Source organism: Streptomyces sp. MB09-01, assembly GCF_033794505.1.
Lineage (GTDB): Bacteria > Actinomycetota > Actinomycetes > Streptomycetales > Streptomycetaceae > Streptomyces.
In genome coordinates this window covers 1-17,775 of record NZ_JARAYQ010000185.1, presented here as the reverse complement: position 1 = coordinate 17,775, position 17,775 = coordinate 1, and the positions used below count along the sequence as shown (strand labels likewise).

The 17,775-nt window shown below is 69.4% G+C and carries 13 protein-coding genes, 1 pseudogene and 1 CRISPR repeat array; of the genes and pseudogenes, 1 reads left to right on the top strand and 13 read right to left on the bottom strand.

What is annotated here, in order from left to right:
• A partial coding sequence (locus PV721_RS30570) for a helicase associated domain-containing protein (RefSeq protein ID WP_319729888.1) occupies positions 1-1,342 on the top strand: 1,342 nt, incomplete at its 5' end.
• 242 nt (positions 1,343-1,584) lie between these two features.
• Here PV721_RS30570 and PV721_RS30565 read toward each other — a convergent pair.
• The 13 genes and pseudogenes from PV721_RS30565 to cas3 form a co-directional block, all read right to left on the bottom strand.
• Positions 1,585-3,642 carry an NACHT domain-containing protein gene (locus PV721_RS30565; protein WP_319729885.1) on the bottom strand — a complete coding sequence of 686 codons (2,058 nt, stop codon included), beginning with the start codon at positions 3,640-3,642 and terminating at the stop codon, positions 1,585-1,587.
• 392 nt (positions 3,643-4,034) lie between these two features.
• Positions 4,035-4,628, bottom strand: a complete 594-nt coding sequence (locus PV721_RS30560; protein ID WP_319729883.1) for a helix-turn-helix domain-containing protein — start codon at positions 4,626-4,628, stop codon at positions 4,035-4,037.
• Between the two features lie 314 nt (positions 4,629-4,942).
• Positions 4,943-5,266: a hypothetical protein gene (locus tag PV721_RS30555; RefSeq protein ID WP_319729881.1), complete on the bottom strand. Its 324-nt coding sequence runs from the start codon at positions 5,264-5,266 to the stop codon at positions 4,943-4,945.
• Positions 5,263-5,631, bottom strand: a complete 369-nt coding sequence (locus PV721_RS30550) for a DUF6247 family protein (RefSeq protein ID WP_319729878.1) — start codon at positions 5,629-5,631, stop codon at positions 5,263-5,265. Before PV721_RS30550 ends, PV721_RS30555 begins: the two co-directional genes overlap by 4 nt.
• Before the next feature lie 36 nt (positions 5,632-5,667).
• Positions 5,668-5,865, bottom strand: a complete 198-nt coding sequence (locus tag PV721_RS30545) for a type II toxin-antitoxin system Phd/YefM family antitoxin (RefSeq protein WP_319729875.1) — start codon at positions 5,863-5,865, stop codon at positions 5,668-5,670.
• 591 nt (positions 5,866-6,456) lie between these two features.
• Positions 6,457-7,522: a CRISPR direct-repeat array (repeat unit 28 nt; unit sequence GGACCATCCCCGCGGGCGCGGGGTCGAC).
• An 18-nt stretch (positions 7,523-7,540) separates the two neighbouring features.
• Positions 7,541-7,848: pseudogene (gene cas2e, locus PV721_RS30540) on the bottom strand (type I-E CRISPR-associated endoribonuclease Cas2e).
• Positions 7,845-8,852, bottom strand: coding sequence for a type I-E CRISPR-associated endonuclease Cas1e (gene cas1e / locus PV721_RS30535; RefSeq protein WP_319729873.1), 1,008 nt, complete (start codon positions 8,850-8,852; stop codon positions 7,845-7,847). The pseudogene cas2e and the gene cas1e overlap by 4 nt, the downstream one beginning before the upstream one ends.
• A gap of 6 nt (positions 8,853-8,858) precedes the next feature.
• Positions 8,859-9,614, bottom strand: a complete 756-nt coding sequence (cas6e, locus tag PV721_RS30530; RefSeq protein WP_319729889.1) for a type I-E CRISPR-associated protein Cas6/Cse3/CasE — start codon at positions 9,612-9,614, stop codon at positions 8,859-8,861.
• 5 nt (positions 9,615-9,619) lie between these two features.
• Positions 9,620-10,417 carry a type I-E CRISPR-associated protein Cas5/CasD gene (cas5e, locus tag PV721_RS30525; protein WP_319729871.1) on the bottom strand — a complete coding sequence of 266 codons (798 nt, stop codon included), beginning with the start codon at positions 10,415-10,417 and terminating at the stop codon, positions 9,620-9,622.
• The gene (gene cas7e / locus PV721_RS30520; RefSeq protein WP_319729869.1) at positions 10,414-11,571 is read right to left on the bottom strand and encodes a type I-E CRISPR-associated protein Cas7/Cse4/CasC; all 1,158 of its coding nucleotides are present in this window, start codon (positions 11,569-11,571) and stop codon (positions 10,414-10,416) included. Before cas7e ends, cas5e begins: the two co-directional genes overlap by 4 nt.
• A gap of 106 nt (positions 11,572-11,677) precedes the next feature.
• Complete coding sequence (casB, locus tag PV721_RS30515) at positions 11,678-12,283, bottom strand: type I-E CRISPR-associated protein Cse2/CasB (RefSeq protein ID WP_319729868.1); 606 nt, start codon at positions 12,281-12,283, stop codon at positions 11,678-11,680.
• Positions 12,284-12,415: 132 nt separating this feature from the next.
• Positions 12,416-14,122: a type I-E CRISPR-associated protein Cse1/CasA gene (gene casA, locus PV721_RS30510; protein WP_319729865.1), complete on the bottom strand. Its 1,707-nt coding sequence runs from the start codon at positions 14,120-14,122 to the stop codon at positions 12,416-12,418.
• Positions 14,123-14,395: 273 nt separating this feature from the next.
• A complete protein-coding gene (gene cas3, locus PV721_RS30505) occupies positions 14,396-17,281 on the bottom strand; it encodes a CRISPR-associated helicase Cas3' (protein ID WP_319729863.1) in 2,886 nt (961 codons plus the stop codon).
• Positions 17,282-17,775: the final 494 nt, after the last annotated feature.

The following is a 17,775-nucleotide window of genomic DNA, read 5'->3' as shown; positions in this document are numbered from 1 at the left end:
GAATTGCCGGGTCCTGGGCGAAGGGGTCGATATCCGGGCAACGGACAGCGTGGCCCTGATCGACCCCAAGGGATCGGCGGTGGACATCGTGCAGGCCATCGGACGGGCTTTGCGGCAGAAGCCTGGTGAAGGAAAGATGGCCACCCTTATCGTGCCCATCTTTTTGCGGGAGGACGAAAAGCCTGAGGACATGCTTTCGTCGAATTCCTACCGCCCGCTGGTTCGCGTTTTGGCGGGACTTCGGGCGCACGATGAAAAGGCTGTGGAAATGCTCGCTATTCCGCAAGAGAATCAGAAAAGGATCGTAGACCCGTCTTTGCCGGTCGGGAAGGCGCCCGAGGACGGTGAGGAGGAGTCACGGCTGCTGCTCCGGTTCGCGGCCCCACGGGATCCGGCGCTGATCGCGAAGTGGATCAGCTACCAGGTGATCAACACCGAGCGGCAGGACTGGCGTCGCGGCGCGGAGGCTGCGCTGCGGTACCGGCAGCGGGAAGGCGACCTCGACGTCCCCTACGAGCACGTCGAAACCGAGGGGAAGTTCCCGCTGGGGCGGTGGCTGTCCGATCAGCGGCGCGCCTACCGGGCCGGGACGATGACCGGAGAGCGCGCGGCCGAGCTGGAGGAGCTGGGGATCGTGTGGGACACCGCCGACGCCGGCTTCGCAACCAACCTCGGCGCAGCCCGCGCCTACCACCAGCTGCACGGAACCCTGGCCGCACCACGCGGCGCCACCATCCTCGACATCGCGATCGGGCAATACCTCACAAACATCCGCCGCCCCGGCGGACTGGGCAAGGACCCCGGCCGGGCACGCCGGCGGGCCGCCGCGCTCGCCGCCCTCGACCCCGACTGGAACCCCGGAACGCTGGGATGGACCGTCGACTGGCAACGCCACTACGCCTACCTCACCCAGCTCCTCGCCGAAGGCGCCCGCCCGGCCTCGATCGTGCCGGGAGTGACCCGGCACGGCGAGGACCTCGGACGCTGGCTCGCCGCCCAGCGGCGCAACTGGGACCAGCTGAACACCGAGCAACAGCGCCGACTCGGCGAACTCGGCGTGAAGCCACAGGCGGTCGGACGGGCCCGTAAGGCGGCGGCGAAGACGGCCACGGCCACCGGGCCGCGCGCAGGCGGCGCAGCGTTCCAGAAAGGCCTCCAGGCCCTGCAGCAGTACGTTGCGCGGGAAGGCGGCCTGCCCGGCCGAGCACACATCGAACACCTCCCGGACGGACCGCACCGGACCGGCATCTGGATCGGGAACCAGAAGGCCCGCCGCGACAAGCTCGACCAGGCGCAGCTGTCCGCGCTCGCCGAGCTGGGCGTGGAGTGGGCGGCGGGGTAGCCCCGGAGAACCCCCGCTGGCGGAGGCGGCCAGGACTGGCTTTGTTCACTGGAACGGACAGCAGATGTTCACCACTGCGGGAGGCACCTGAGCGACCGCCGGAATCGAACGGCGCCAGTCAAGATAGGGCCCCGGGCCGAGTCCTCTCACCCCGTCGTCGTCCGACTAGCAGCCTGCAGCGCTCAGGGTTCATGTCGGTGCCGAGCCTGCGTGCGGAACGAGCTCCGCCGGATGTCGGCCGACTACACGGGCGGGGGGCCGGGAGTACGTGCCAGCCATTGCTGGAATTCGCGGTGCCGGAACTGGTAGGCGGCGCCCGAGAAGCGCAGCAGCCCGGCGCTACAGGCCCAATCCAGGAAGATCCCGAGCCTTGTTGGCATTTCTCCCCTGGAGCACAGCATGAATGCCAGGTAGCGGCGTCCGGACTGAGTACCGAACCCGACCCCTGCCCCGAGCCCGACCGCGAGCCCGAGCAGCAGCGCATCCGCGATCCCAACCCCAAGAATGTCCATAATCAAGAGCACGATCACTCCGGTGTAGGTCCCGGTCAGAACAACTTCCGCGAGGCCTTGCAGAAGATCACCGCGGATGACATCACGGGGCCGTGCACTCATTGCCGGCTCGCGCCTGGAGAGGCTGCCCAGCCCCGTTACGATCCCCAGCAGGATCCCGCACACGAGCAGGGCTACGAGCCCGGCCTGGCGTCCGGTTCTCAACCAGATCAGAGGGGCGACCGCGAGCCCTGCCAGGGCCCACAGCGCGAGCTCTTCGCGCCCGGCTTTCGTGTGCAGGTATCCCAAGTGCATATACGTGGGCGGTGCCACCTCAGGGTGCGCCGCTGAAAGGCAGGCCACACACGCGGACAGTACGAACGCGATCCACACGAACCCAATCAGCGGGATGCCGACGGCCCATGCAACAGGAAGCGGCAGCAAGACTAGGAGCGTGGTCACAAGGGCGTCGGTGGCTCGTACCCTGCGGGATCCGGCCATGGGCCACAACTGGTGCAGGACCAAGTCGGTGCGAGGTCCGGAGCCTGCCCGCGTCGGTGCCACCGGAACAGGGGATGGTGCGCTGAGGTAGGCGGCCAGGCGGGCCAGCCAGTAATGGGTGTCGGCCGCGGAGTAGGGACGGAGTGGGCGCGCGTAGAGAGCAGTGGCCGCGGGGATGAAGCGGGCCAGCAGGTGTTCGTCCAGGTCAATTGGGGTCGCGTGGCGTAGCAGGTCGGCGGGGGCGCCGTCGTGGGCGTAGACGGTGGCGGCGAGGCTCAGCCGCCATGGCGTGGACAAGGTGGTGGCCAGCGTGCCAGTGGGGTCGGCGTCCAACGCGTCCAGGACCGGCTGCCAGCGCGCGGGGTCGGGGGCACGCTGGAGCAGGTAGGTGCGGGCAGTGGGCGGGGTGACGCGGTCGATGTCGATGCGGGCGGCATCGAGCAGCCGGGTGCCGCTGTCCAGGATTTCGTAATGGCGGGTGCGGCACGTCAGAATCACCGGCCCGGCGGCGCGACCGTCTTGGTAGGCGTTGAGGGCGCGCAGAGCGGCCAGGGCACGTGGGGCGTCGGGGGAGGGCGTGCCGTCGGGCGCTGTGGGGTCCATCTCGTCCAACCCGTCCAGTACCGGCAGTACGCGGTGCTGGCGGATGAGTTCCTTGGCCCTCTTGGCCGACCAGTCGTAGACGTCCTCCAGGTGTCGGGCGAGCCGTTCGGGCAAGGGGACGGTGGTGTCCCACTCCGCCAGTGACAGGCGTACGGGGACCGCGTCTCCCTCCTCCCGTTCCTCGATGAGGGCCAACATCAGCTCCAGGGTGAGCACGCTCTTGCCCGCTCCCGGCGCGCCGGTGACCACCAGTCGGCGCGGGCGCGTATGACGGAAGTACGAGGCAACATCCGGGATGGTCGGGGTCCCTTCGAGTAGGCGCCCTGCGGCGGCCGGAGTCTCTGCGGCCCGCCCCGGCTCCGGGTGGAGGGTGAAGGTCAGGTTGATTCTTTGGGTGTCGTCTCCGATGAGCTGCCGCCATTGCCGCTGCTCGTCCTCCTTCACCTGCTCGGCCAGTGTTGACGCCCAGCCGCGCGCCTGCTGTGCCAAGTCGCCCTCCGGGCGGCGCCGAAGGCCCACCGCCGTGAGCAGCAGGCCCATCAGTGTGAGGGGCAGCCCGAGCAGGGTGGCGGTCGTGGCCGCGTCCTGACCGCCGCGCATCAGGTGCCACCCGACCCACACCACGCTTGCCGTGACTAGCAGCCCACCCACCCCGACCAGCAGCATTTGCTGGCGCCGGTAGCTGCGGCCTCCAATCCTTGCCATGCCTTGATCATGGCCGTCCCGGTGATGCCCAGGGGTACGCCATGCCGGTGGTAAACGGCGTGAACACCGAGACTCACGTCGTGCGCAGGGTGGTGGAATCGTCAGTCCCCCGAGCACCTGTGGGTTCCCATGAACCCCCTAGAGCACCCGGCTGGGTCGTGGTGGGCCCTGCAACGTGCTGCCATTCGGGTGAATATCGAACAGCCACCGACCGCAGGGCCTCCCGCAGTGGTGAACATCTGCTGCCCGTTCCCGTGAACAGAGCCACCAGGACCATCCACGACCGCAGGGCCGGCTCCACGTTCGTCGTGTACCGCATGACCAGTACCGGACCAACCCCACAGGCGCAGGGTCGACATCAACACCGGCTGGGGCTCCCAGTGGGACGGACGCTAGGGGGTCTGGCTGACTTGGGTGAGGAGGCGTTCCCAGGTGCGTGTGGATCCACCGTGCTGGCGGGCGAGGGCTGCCGCGATGTGAGTGCGGGGGGTGTCGCCGGCTTCTCTGAGGGCCGCGGCAGCGGTGTGCAGGCGGGGGTCTCCCTCGTAGGCGTGTGCCTTGCGGGGACCTGTTCCTGTACCTGGGGGGCGGCCGCCTCCCTTTCCCTGTCCGGGCGCGTTCTTCCGGCGCTCCTCGACGTCAGAGCGAGGCCAGACGCGGATGCTGTAGACGGTCTTGCCAGCTGAGAGATAGCCCCTGGTCGCGTAGCCGCGGACGGTGCTGGCCGTAACGTCGAGTAGGGCAGCCGCCTCTTCGTCGTTGAGGAGGTCGTCGGGGTGTTCTCCGGCGGGCAGTGCGGGGATGGGCCTGCCCTTGAGGTAGGCCTGGGCTTGGGCGAGGTCGTAGATCAGGATGCGGCCGGTGAACAGGCTGGCTACCTGTTGGCGGAAGGCGGGGGCGTCGCGGCGGCGCCAGGTGGCGATGGGGGTGCCGGCCTGCTGGGCGATGCCGACCTCGTTGATTACGGGGCGATTGCAGGGGATCACGTTGAGTGTTCCTCGGGGTGGCTGTTGGTTGCTGTGGGCCTTGTAGGCTGGGGGTACTTCCTGTGCTGGGCTTCGGCCCGCTCGGTTGTGGTTAAGGGCCGGTGGTGTGCCGGGCTGCTCCCTTGGAGTGGCTCTCCGCCGGCCCTTTCAGCATGTCCGTCTTCCAGCGGTTGACTGCTCTCAGGCGTAGGACCATCCCCGCGGGCGCGGGGTCGACGGCAGGACGGTCCAGACCAGGTCAGTTCCGGTCTCTACGCCCGGCCAACTCGCTCTCAGCACATGGGGCAGGGCGCGTTGCTGGTACGGACGAACGGTCAGGCCCAGAACGCGTCGGTGACGGTGATCTGAGGGTCGGCATGGCGGCGGATGAAGGTGAAGATGAGCCAGCCGCGGCCACCAGCGAGGTCGGCGATGTGCGGGCCACCCGGACTGGTCGAGACCAGCGGGCGGACGGTGATCCAATGCGGCAGTGACACGTCGGCGTCGATGCCCCGGTAATAGGGATCCGGGGCGGTGATCAGCTCGGCGCGGGCTGACAGGACCAGCTGCTTGCCGTCCTGGGGCATGTTCTCGAAATCCTGGAGCGCCTCTGCCGTCCAGTCCATCTTCCAGGGCGGGAGTGGGAGCTCATCGGTCACCGACCGGGCTCCACCCCAGCCGCTTGGCGGCGCAGTCGGCTGTACTCGGCCAGGAGCCGGGCGGACTCCTCAGGGTCCTCGGACTTCGCGGCGCGGGCTTCGAGGTCACGCAGGTGGGCTTCCAAGCCTGGGTCGCGGGCGATGGCGTACTGGGTCCACCACAAGCGCATGAAGGCCGGTACCGGGGTGAGGTTGAAGGCGTCACCGATCGCGCGGCGCCAGTGGGCCTCGAAGTCCGGCAGCAGATGCGGGGCGTGTTCCTGAATGGCCAGGCGCAGGGCCTGCGGGGTGCGTTCGGGCATCGGCGGCACCGGGCGGGGCTTCTCCCCGCCAGGGCCGTCGAAGTGAATGGGCTGCGCTGTCATGACGAAGAACTCCTGCTCTGCCTGCGGTCCCGCCCTTCAGGCGGCACTCTGGTCGGCGCCGGGGGCCGACGGATGCTGTGCCATGTACTGCTCGAACCACTCGGCTGGCACCAGGTAGGCCAAGGTCTTGCCCTTGCGGGTGATCGCGGCAGGCTCCCCCGCGATCCGAGTGCGGTCGAGGATCTCACCCATCTGCTTGCGGAGGTCGATCGTCGAGTATGTCTTCGGCTCCATCCCCCCAACCTACCCCCAACTATCATAGTTGCGATAGTTCGCCTTCGCACACAAACCCCCTGCCGGACAGATCACCCACGGCACCCTCAAACCATCCCCACAGACGCTGAAGCGACGCCACCACCGCTCTCGTCCAAGTCCGCAGCGGCGGACCATCCCCGCGGGCGCGGGGTCGACTGCGCCAGGCGTACAGCCAGCTCCTCGTACTCTGGGCCATCCCCGCCGGCGCGGGGTCGACTGGGGCGCGGGGTCGACGACGATGGCCGGCAACTCCGGCCGCGCCGTGACGGACCATCCCCCGGGCGCAGGGTCGACAGGCCGTCGATGGCGCAGACGACGCAGTCGTTGGGACCATCCCTGCGTGGGCGCGGGGCCGACTTGACGTACTGGAAATCATGCCCATCGCGTCCGGACCATTCTCGCCTGCGCGGGGTCGACGTCCCGCTCCAGAACCGCATCAACCAGACGATCGGACCATCCCCGCGGGCGCGGAGTCGAGGCCACAACGCCGAGTGGGGCGCCGTCCTGCGCGGACTATCCCCGCGGGTGCATGGCCGCCTAACACTGGGGCGTGGACGGCGATTTCTCGCGGGGAGCATCCCCGCAGGCGCGGGGCCGACCCACCGATCCGTGGGGGGGTGAACTTGTAGTGCGGAGCATCCCCGCGGGCGCGGGGTCGACACCAGCCGGGCGGCTCGGTCGGTGGGGTTGAGCGGACCATCCCCGCGGGCGCGGGGTCGACGCCGCGGCGGGACTGCGTCTCGACGGGGGACTCGGACCATCCCCGCGGGCGCGGGGTCGACCGCGCGCCGGAGCGCCAGAACGTGGCGTCGGACGGACCATCCCCGCGGGCGCGGGGTCGACGCGTTGCTCTGGGCTGTGACATAGCCGGCCATGGGACCATCCCCGCGGGCGCGGGGTCGACCGGGTGCGGTCGAGGAAGGCCTCCGCCTCGCCCGGACCATCCCCGCGGGCGCGGGGTCGACGTCGAGCGTGTCATCAGCACGTTCCTCCAGGCCGGACCATCCCCGCGGGCGCGGGGTCGACTGTGTGTTACCCCCTCTAAGGTCCTTCGGGTCCGGACCATCCCTGCGGGCGCGGGGTCGACGTCCCGATCGCCGTCGCCGTCGCCGTCAATGCCGGACCATCCCCGCGGGCGCGGGGTCGACCACGGTCCGAGCCTCCCGGCCCGGCGCCCGTCCGGACCATCCCCGCGGGCGCGGGGTCGACTACGACGTCCGCACCCACTACCGGGACCCCCACGGACCATCCCCGCGGGCGCGGGGTCGACTCCTGCGGGTCGGGGTCGATGAGCGTCCCGCCCGGACCATCCCCGCGGGCGCGGGGTCGACCGCGTCCAGGGTCGCGGGCCAGGCCCACATGCGGGACCATCCCCGCGGGCGCGGGGTCGACGGCAGGGACCGGCGCAGCGTGCTGGAGAGGGGTGGACCATCCCCGCGGGCGCGGGGTCGACACAGCCGGCCAAGGGCGTCCATGATGTTGTGCCGGACCATCCCCGCGGGCGCGGGGTCGACGCCCGGCCCGGTCGGGTGTCATTGAGCAACATCGGACCATCCCCGCGGGCGCGGGGTCGACTTCGCCAGCGTCACCAGGAGGGGGTCGCCGTCCGGACCATCCCCGCGGGCGCGGGGTCGACGCTTTCTGAGCTGGGGCTTTATCGGTGCAGGTGGCTGTTTTCGTTCAGTTGCTTTTGGGGGCGGGCGGAGAGGAGCAGCCCGTCGAAGTCGACGGGCTGCCAGCGATCGCGGCCTGCGGTGCGGACGGCCCAGCCTTGTTCGTTCGCGGCAGGTTCAATGAGGATGGCCTGGCCGTCGCCGATTCTGGTGGCTAGGAGTTCCCAGAGGCGGTCGCGATGCGGCGGCTGGGGTTGCCGACGAATACGCCGGCGCTAGCCTCGACCATCCAGCGTGTGAGGTGTCCGCGGAGCCCTTCCGGTGCCGCGATGAGGATGATGACGGTCATCGTGTCGGCTCGGCCTCGTTGATTTCGGGTCCGATGACCGCTATGTGGTTGTCGGTCATTCCGTGTGCCGAAAGATCCGCGTGGCTGGCGTAGTTGGTGCCGCCCGGGACGGCACCGAGGTGTTCGTCCCACAGGAGGTTCGCTTCGGGGTCCTCGAAGTCCGTTCCTTCGGAGGTGAGGAGGTTCTTGACGTCGGTGACGATGCGGACGAGGAGTTTGTCGCGGGCGATGAGGTCGCGGAGGCCGAGTCGGGCGTCGCGCTCTTCTGTGAGGCCTTGCGCTGCGAGGTCGAAGGCGAGCGGGATGGTGTATTCGGCCTTGTAGAGGTCCGCGATGTCCAGGACGAAGGACGTCGCCTTGCCGGTGTGGACGAAGCCGAGTCCCGGGCTGGCACCGAGTCCGATGATGACAGCGTGACAGATGCCGTAGAGGGCGGCGTTGGCGGCCGATAGAAGGCGGTTGAGGTCGTCGCCTGCCGCGAAGGCGTCGCCGGCCTTGTAGACGCGACCGTTCCAGGGGACGCCGGTCCGGGCGGCCTGGGCGCGGTAGTACTTGCGGACGCGGGTGCCTTCGCGTCCGCGGAGTTGCTGCATGGTGAGGGCGGAGACGTCCTCGCCGGGGAAGCGCATGCCGTACATGGTGCGGGCGACGGCGAGGCGCTCCTTGGGGCGGGTGACGAGCCAGGCCTGGCGGTGGAGGAGGCCGGCGCCCCGGCTGGGGCCGAGGCCTGCCGCGTACATGCGGACGCCTTGCTCGCCTACCCAGCACACGGTGGTGCCGGAGTCGGCGAGCAGGCGGATGGCTCCGTGGGTGACGCGTGTGCCGGGGCCGAGGAGCATGACGGCCACCATGGCTGCGGGGACGCGGACTGTTTGCCGCTTGTTGATGATGACGATGGCGTTCTCGTCGCGGTCCAGGTGGCTTCGCTCCACGTAGACGCTGGAGACGCGGTCGACGAGGCGGTGGAGGTCCTGGGGGTCGGCCTTCCACCAGATGTCGGGCACGGGTGGTCATTCCCTTTCGGGGAGCGGGGCGAGGGTGAGTAGTCCGCATCCGTAGGCCTTGGAGGGGCCGATGCCTGCCAGGAGGTGTTCGGTGAGCAGGGCGGGGTCGGTGATGCGCAGGCGTCCTTCGAAGGTGACGGAGTTCACGACGACCTGGGCTTCCTTCGTGGTGGTTGGTCCTTTGCCGAAGGAGCGGCGTTGGCGGGTGGTGATGCGGATGTCGCGTGGGGGCTCGTTGTCGGCGTTGCGGGTTTCGTCTTGGTGGGGGGCTGCGGGGACGTCGAAGCCCCACCGTGCGGTGCGGGTGAGGAACCAGTCGAGCTGGGCGGCGGCGGTGCGGTGGCCTAGGCGGAAGCCGCGCCGTCGGCCGTCGGCGTCTATGCGTGTCTGTTGACGGGTGGTGGGTTTGTCGGGGCGGGTGGTGTTCTGGACGGGGTTGGCGGTGAGGCGGAAGGCGAAGGTGCGGCCGGGTGCCAGCTGTTGCAGGAGCGGGGCGTAGTCGCGTATGGCGTAGTGCTCGCCTTCGGCGCCGGGCCATCCGGCCTGTTCGACGAGGTGGGTCCAGTCCGGTTTGTCGGTGGTGAGGACGAACAGGTGGGGGCGGTGGGGGTTGTCCGGGTCTAGCCGCCACAGGGTGCGTGCTTGTTCGGGCAGGCCGGGGAGCCCGCCTTGGACGGCGGCATGCATGGCACGCGGGCTGGCGAGGAGTATGCGGCTTTCGGCGCGCAGGGGGTTGATGCGAATGCGGGAGAGGAAGGGCATGTCGGTCACCAGCCCAGGAGGGCGAAGGGGTCGTGGCCGCCGGTGTTCCGGGGGCGTGCGGGGTCGGGGGTGAGGCCGGTGGGTGCTTGGAGGTAGGTGTGCCGGGTGCGGCGGGTGGTGAAGATCCGGCCTTGGGGGGCGAAGGACAGGGGGACGTCGTCGCGGACTTCGTCTCCTGCCGGGTCGTCGAGGGTGACGGGCAGGTCGATGTGGGCTGCGTCGCCGTTCTGGCGCCCCCACCGCTTGCGTACGGCGGGGGCGGCCTGCCAGGGCTCTGCGCGCAGCGCGTGTTCGAGTGGTCCGGTGCGCTGCCCGAGGGACAGTGGTTGTGCGGGTACGCAGGAGCGGCGGCCCAGGGCGAGGGGGAAGGCGGGGTGGCCTACGGCGTGTTCGAGTGTGGCGATGAGGCCTTCGGGGCCTTCCACTGCTGCGAGGAAGATGGCGTCCTGGAGGTAGAACCGCTGGGTGATGTGGGTGTGCTTGGCGGGTGAAGTGGGTTTCTGCTGGCCTTTGGCGGTCACGGCGGCGGAGAGGAGCGGCTGGCCGCGGTAGTCGCTCACGGTGTGGTAGTCGCGCAGGATGCTGCCGGGCTGATCGATGCGGATGCCCAGGGCAAGCCCGGCGAGGTCGTCCAGGGCTGCGTGGCGCGAGCGGCCGGCGGCTGCGGCGAGGAGGCCGACGATGCCGGATTTTGTGGGCTCGGGCCGGGTTTCGCGCCGGTTGAAGGTGCTGCGGTCTCCCCATGACTGAAGGGGGCCGGCAAGGCGGAGAAGGAGGACGGAGCTTCGGTCCGGGGTGGTCATGCCTGGTCTCCCAGGGCGGTGGCGATGCGGGCGCGCAGGGTGGTGCGCAGGTCGGCGAAGGTGATGGGGGCGCCGAAGGCTTGGGCGAGAGTTTCGGCGGTGTCCTTGGTGCGGGGCTCGCGTGTGGTGAAGGTGTGACTGGCTGCGTTGTAGAGCGGGGTGTCTCCCCATACCTGTGTGGCGGTGATGTGTTCCTCGGCGAGTCGGCGGGCGGAGGTCGCCTGGATGCCGGCTTCCGCCGCCACGGGCTCCTCGAAGGCGGAGACCAGGTTGACCGGCTGGTCGGTGCGTACGACGACGGCCACAAGGCTGGGCCGGGTCCGGTGAGCGAAGGAATTCTGGTAGCCGGTGGGCGCGGACAGGGCGAAGCTGTCGACGAAGTGGTCGAGCGCGTCGAGGGCGGCCTGGGTGTCTCCGCCGAGGTTGTCGGTCAGCTGGGCGAACCCGACGGTGGCGTAGCGATACAGGGTGGCGGAGTTGAAGCCGATGGTGCCGATCATTCCGGCACCGGTCTCGTCCTTCTCGTTCTGGTCGTCGACGGCGGTGAAGTAGTCGAACTCGAGCTGCGTCTCGTGGGTGGAGAGCGCGTGGGCGACCTGTACGGCGGCATCGACGTTGAGTTTGGGGATGTCGGCGACCATTCGGCCGAACAGGGCGACGCCCATGGGGTGTCCGGTGGTGAAGGTCTCTGCGACAGGTAGTTCCTTGACCGCCTCGGCCAGGGCCTTTTCGTCCAGGGCTGCCAGGTCTGTGGCCCGGTCGTTCACCAGAGTGGCGACCTCGTCGAGCTGGGCGTTGCCGTAGAAGAGGAGGTATGCGGTGTCCCCGGCCTTCTTGCCCTGGCTCAGGCCGAGCTGGGCAAGCAGGGCGGCGGCGATCCGTCGGGCGCTGTCGTGATCTAGGTCGGTTGTGTTGCCCTTGAGCCGGGTGGCGAGTTCGTTGGTGATGCGCTTGGTCCGCGTGGCGCGCTCGGGCTCTGGGGCCTGGGCGTCGAAGTGTCGGCGGGATGCCCGCTTCCAGGCCTGGGAGGAGACGCGGGAGCGGCGGACTCCGCCATAGACGGCTTCTTTGGGGTTTCCCTGGTCGTCCCGGTTGAGGTTGGCGGGCGGGACGGTCTGGACGACATGCACGTCGACGTAGAGGCGCTGGTTCATGGGATGGCTCCAGGTTGGAGGTGTGGCCAGTGCGCGGCAAGCCCGCGGCCGGCGCGCGTCTGGAAGGAGGGCAGCTGCGCCGGGCGGATGCTGGGCTTGCTGTCGGTCAGCGGCCGGGTTGCGGAGATGCTGTCTTCTGGGTCCAGGCGTAGTAGTCCAGGCCCCAGCGGCGGCGTACGCGGGTGCGGGACTCGGGCCGGTTCCAGTGGAGGATGTCGGTGGCCAGCTGGTTGTAGTCGAGGGGCTGTTTGATGTCCCTGAGCTGGGTGACCAGGCCGCGCAGGCGGAGTTGGAGGGCCGGTGTCGATGTCGCGGAGAACGTCTGCTGGAATCGGGCGTCGACTGCCGCCTCGCTGGTGCGGTCGTGGCGCCGGAGCTCGAGCACGGCCTGGCCGAGGCTGACTGCGTCACGGTGCATCGGCCGGTCCTGGCTCTGCTGGTGCAGTCCGTAGAGGGCGAGTGCCATGTGTTCGGCCTCCTGTGCGGCCGAGACCTCTCCGCGGCGTGCGGCGAAGTCGTCGACCGGGCAGGTGTAGAACGGGAACATCTCCAGCACGGTTCCGGCGGGGCGGCCGAGCCCCCTGCGCAGCACGGCGAGGTCTTCTCCGGGCGGGCGTTTCTCGGCCGCTGTGCCGGTCTTGCGGCGCCAGGTGCCGTCCGCGGCGGTGTAGCGGTGCCAGATTCTCTGCTGTGTGTGGTCTTCTGCGGTCATGACCGTGTCCAGACGTGATGGGGGTTCTGTGTCACAGGTGGGCATGCGGGGATGTCCTGGGGGGCGTGGTCGGATCGATCCGGCCGGGGCGTGGCCGGCTTATCGCGCCTCGACAGGGCTGTTGTGTGTCGTCTACTGGCTTTCGGAACGTGCGCTGTTGCGGCGAAGGGCGTCGGCCCGGTGGAGGGTTTCCGCTCGCCGTCTGAGGAAGGAGGCCTCGGCCAGCGGGACGCGGTGCGTACGCTCGGGCTTCCCCTCTCCCTGGGAGGTGCTTCTCCCCGTGTAGGCCCCGATCGGCACTGCCTGCAGGAGTCGGTCGGCGATCTCCCAGCTCCGGCGCCAGGCGAGTTGTTCCCAGGCGAGCTGGCCGGCTTCGATGCGCTCGAGGTCCTCCAGCCCCCTCATTCCCGTCAGCATGCGTCGCACCAGCGGGTCCAGGGCGTGCAGGATGAGTTCGCCGGGGCGCTGTCCCTTGTCCCAGGGGATCGGTTCGGTGCCGAGCGCACGCCGCAGATCTGCCGAGAGGTGGTTGACTGCTGTGGCCAGCTGTTCTGCCTGTTCGGCGACTTCGAGGAGGGCTGAGCGGACATCGCTGTCGGTGTCGAGAGCGGCCAGCGGCAGGGGCAGGGCGTCGAACATCACGTCGTCGATGACGGCCGACTGGTTGCCGTACGCGATGCCGGAGAGTTCCACACGCAGCGGATAGGTCTCGCCGAGCTCGGGCATGAGGGCGCCGGCCTGGTCCAGGAGCTTGCTCGTGGCGAACCCGCTCGTCTTCTCTCCGGCGTCCCGGGGCTGCCGCTCGGGTGCCAGGAGTGCGTCGAGCCCACGCCAGGCTGCCTTGCCCGGCTGGAGCCGCAACGGGCGGCGGGGCGGGGTGGTGCCGCGTTTGTCTTTTGCCGAGTTCCGTCCGCCCGTCGGCTCCACGCGCCACATGGTGTGCGGTTCGGTCTCGGGCGTGTGCGGCATGCGGTCTCCTGCGGCGACGAGGACCCGGGTCACCCGCAGGCCTTCATCGGTCGCTTGCGGAAAGAGCCGGATCCGGCGGGACTGCCAGGTCCACAGGTCCAGGAGCCCCTGGGGGGCTCGCGTTTGCCACTGGGGGGTGCCGACTGGCCGCGGACTGGCGGGGTCTCGTCTTTCCCACTGCGGGAGGTCACTCGACGTCGGTGGTGCACCGACCGGGATGTTCAGCAGCAGTGTCTCGAAGAGTGTTCTGCCGGCCAGCAGGGTGACGCCCATCTGCCCGAGGGGCCCGGTCGGGTTCCCGGTGGTTTTTCCTGCCTTCGCCTGCGGGTCGCCCACCGCGCCCGTCTTGATCGCTGCGGTGTCCCAGCACTGCGTGTGCAGCAGCCAGTGTGCTGCCTGCGCCGGAGTCAGCGAGAAGGCGTCGCCCTCCGTACGCGAAGCGAACAGGGGTACGTTGTTGCCGGTGGCTGCGGTCGCGACGATCAGCCCTGCGTTCTTCGTCTCGCCCTTCGCGGTGGACAGCCCGGCGACCTGGCCGAAGGGCTGCACCGGGTCGAAGAGGTCGAACAGTCCTCGGTGCGCGTCCAGATATTCCTGGAGCCTGAGACGCTGCGCGGGCGACCACTGCCCTTGGGAGTACCAGTTCATCCACTCGCGCTCATCGGCCGGGCGGCCCAGGGCGGCGACGATCACGGGGAGCAGGACCTGCCGGAACACCGCCGGCTTCTGTGTGGGGAGCTCCACCACTAGTTCGCCGAACTCGTGCGCCTCCAGCAGCGCTGTACGCAAGGGGCGTTCCTGTGCCGGTTCTCCGGCGGTTGACGGTAAGAGCAGCCAGGGATCGTCCGTCAGGGAAAAGCCATGAGTCATCGGTCCCCCTTGATCGAATCTCTTATGTTTGAAGCTAGCAGTGGCGTCTGCGAGGTTGGGTGCGTTCTCCGCAAACGGCTGCGACAATCCGGTAATTGGCCCCGCCTGCACGCCGCCAGGTCCGTGCTGCGGGGATGGTCCCCTCTTCTGTTTGCCTCACAGACCGGGGTTCGCTTCGTCCCCGCGTCAGGCGGGGCATCGACCCGCCGGGCTCCGGCCCGGCGGCTCACCGGGCCCATAGGGCGGCTGCCGGTGCGGCCGGCCGCGGCTCCTCTACATCTGCCGGAGCCCGAACTGTTCGTCGTACGACACGGTGGCGCCGCCCACGCGGGCTCTGCGTGATGCGTCCAGCACAAGAGCGCGGCTCCGCCGCAACCACGGATGCCCGTGCCAGCCGGGCAAAGGACGCAGCTCCAGAGCCGGTTGTGTGAGCTTGGAGGGCAGCCTCACCGTCGAACCCAGTACCTCCTCCAGCAGGTCCGGTGCCACATCTCCGTTGACGCTGAGGGCGCGCCCCGCCAAGGTCCGGAAGACCGCGTCGGCCTCGTCCCGGACCACAAGTACAACCTCAACGGATTCGTCACCGTCACGCACCGCTGCCCGCAGCGAATCCTCATCGCCGCCCGCGGTGGGTCCGCCGTAGTGCAGACCCGCCAGTGTCCGGCGCTCGTGCTCACCGTGCGGGGTCAGCAGGAACTCTCGCGCTTTCTCCGCGCGGGCGCGGTCCCGGTCGTTCTGTTCCCGGGCGGCAGCCTCGCCGGCTCCCTGCCACGCTTCGGGCAGCAGCGACGTATCCGTCCCATACACGCTCTCCACCAGCCCGGGTACGTCTCCCGGGACCGACCACCCCTTGCCCGCACCGGGCAGTACGGCAGCGGTCCGCAGCAGCAGATGACGCCCGTAGATCATCTCGCTGGCGAACACGAAGGCCGGCTCACGGCCCTCGTACGGCTGGAAGCCGGTGACGAACGCCTTGGGCATGCGCAGCCGTCCCGGGCGCGCTGTGCCTTCGTGCCGGTGCAGCCGTCCGATGCGCTGCAGCAGAAGGTCGACGGGGGCCAGATCCGTGACGAGCAGGTCTGCATCGACGTCAAAGGACTGCTCGGCGAGCTGGGTCGCCACCAGGATCAGCCGTCCGCCCGGGGGCCGGGGCGTCTGGGGCCCCAGCAGACGCAGGCTCTCCTCCGTCAGATCGGCACGGCGGGCCACCGTGAAGCGGGCGTGCAAGAGTCGCACTTCGGCGTCACCGAATCGGCCGCGCAGTTCCTCGTAGACGCTCTGCGCCCGCGCGACGGAGTTGCGGATGACAAGCGCGGTCCCTCCGTCGGCGAGTTCGTCCGCCAGCAGATCACCTACTGCGGTATCCGCCTCGATCTGCAGCCGCTCTCGTTCTTCGCGCGTGGATCGTGCACCCGGCATCGTCTCCGGCATCACGCGCACGGCGACGGGGAGGTCTGCGCGCCAGCTCGCCGTCACGTCCACATGGAACTGCGCCTCACCGGAGGCGGCCAGCCAGGCGGCCGTGACACTCGGATAGCCCTGCGGAGCCGGAACGTGCGCCCGGAACTCCTCCCGCGATGCCGCACCGGCGAGGTAGGCCTCGAACAGCGCCTGCCTCTGAGCAGGGGCAAGCGTCGCGGAGAGAACGATCACGGGCACGCCCGCCTGGCCCAGCCAACGCAGCGCTTCCGCCAGGAACTGGCTCATGTACACGTCACACGCGTGGACTTCGTCCAACACCACGACCTTGCCCGCAAGCCCGGCCATCCGCAGCATGACATGCCGTGTACGGGTGGCCGCGTACAAGAGCTGATCGACGGTGCCCACGACGAACGGGGCCAGGAGCCCGCGCTTCGGCCCGAGGAACCACTCCGCGGGTGCCTTCCGCTCCTGCTCACCGCACTCTTCGTGCTGAACACCATAGGGGTCGTCGTCCATCCCGAACTCGTCGACTCCCTCAAACGCCTCGTCCGCGGAGGCTCCCGCGTTCTCCAGCAGTGCTTTCCACTCCCGGTTGAAGGCCCTCTTACCGTGCAGCAGTACCACCCGGGACGCGAGGTCCGCGTCGATCGCCTCCAGCCACCGCCGGGTGCGGGTGAACATGGGATCGCTGGTTGCCTGGGTCGGCATCCCCACAAAGACACCGTCCGCACCGAACCTGGCAGCCAGGACCTCCGCCGCGGCTTGAGCGGCCTCCGTCTTGCCCTCCCCCATGGGCGCCTCGATCACCATCAGCCCCGGACCGCCCATGCTGCGCGCAGCATCGACAACCAGGGCCTGCGACGGCCGCGGCGCGTATCCGAACCGGTCCCGAAACGCTTCGGGCGCCGGAGCGGCCAGGGCCCCCCAGCCCCGCTGGAGTCCCAGTGCCGTCCACGCTGCCGCCGCCCGCTGGCGGGAAGCATCCAGGCTCACTTGCTTGAGGTCATCCAGGCCGTTGAAGAAGCGTTCGTCACTGGCGATCCAGTCCGCCATGACCACCAGACCACTGAGCTGCAATTGCAGCGCCCGCGACGGGACCGCGACAGGCTGCAGCTCGCCGAGGCCCCCGAACCCCAGCTCCCGGGTGAAGGCATCCAGCACCGCCTGCTGAACCTGGCGCCAGAGCCCCCGCCCCCTCAACTGCCCCTTGGCCGTCCTGGGCTCCTGAACGTCCCGCAGCGATGGAAACGCGCCATGATGCCCCGCCACCAGAGGCCACACCCAGTCCACCTGCTCCGGGCCCCAGCCGGCCGAGGCCAACAGCTCACGCGCCATCAACCCACCGGCCCAGTCGTGACGCCAGCGCCTCTGGCTCTTCGCCCCCGCCACAGCAGCCGGCTCGACCCACATCAGCCCAGACCCTCGCACCGCCTCAGCGCCTTCTGACCACAGACGCTGATGCACCGGCGTCGCCTTGCCGCAATCGTGAATCCCGCACAACCAGGCGAACAGCCCTCGCCCGCGCCCCGGCCCACCGGCGACCGCGTCCAGGGCCGACCGTGTCGAAGGAGCAAGGAAGCCGTCCCACAGCAACTCGGCTACCGCAGCAGTGTCCAGGAGATGCGTCATCAGAAGGTTCGTCGTGCCCCCGGCCCGCTCACGCGACTTCCCCCACAACACCTCCAGGGCCGTGACGACAGAAAGCTCGTACCGCTCATGCAGCTGCTGTAAGTCCATCAGGCCCCCACGCTTCTCCGAAGAACACCAGAGAGTAGAAGTCACCACTGACAACACACCTTGACCTGCAAAAACCGAACCCCACCCCCCAGACCCTCAGGAGGCCCTACGGGCATGCAGGAGACTGGGGACCCTCCCCGCGGGCGCGGAGTCAAACAGGAGGTCGGGCGGACCTAGGCGTGGTACGGACCATCCCCGCGGGCGCGGGGTCGACGGGATCTCGATCGGTGCGGTACGGACGTCGAACGGACCATCCCCGCGGGCGTGGGGTCGACGGCGTCGTCACCGTCCGCCGGCCCGGCCGTGGAGGACCATCCCCGCGGGCGCGGGGTCGACCGACTCGGGCCGACAGATCGGCGCCAACATCGCGGACCATCCCCGCGGGGTCGACTAGTTGTATTGATCACGAGCGTTGTTAACAGTGTCGGGTCTTGATCATGGCGAAGACCTCCGGTGTGGTGGAGGTGTCTAGGCTCCACACCACGCACGGAGGT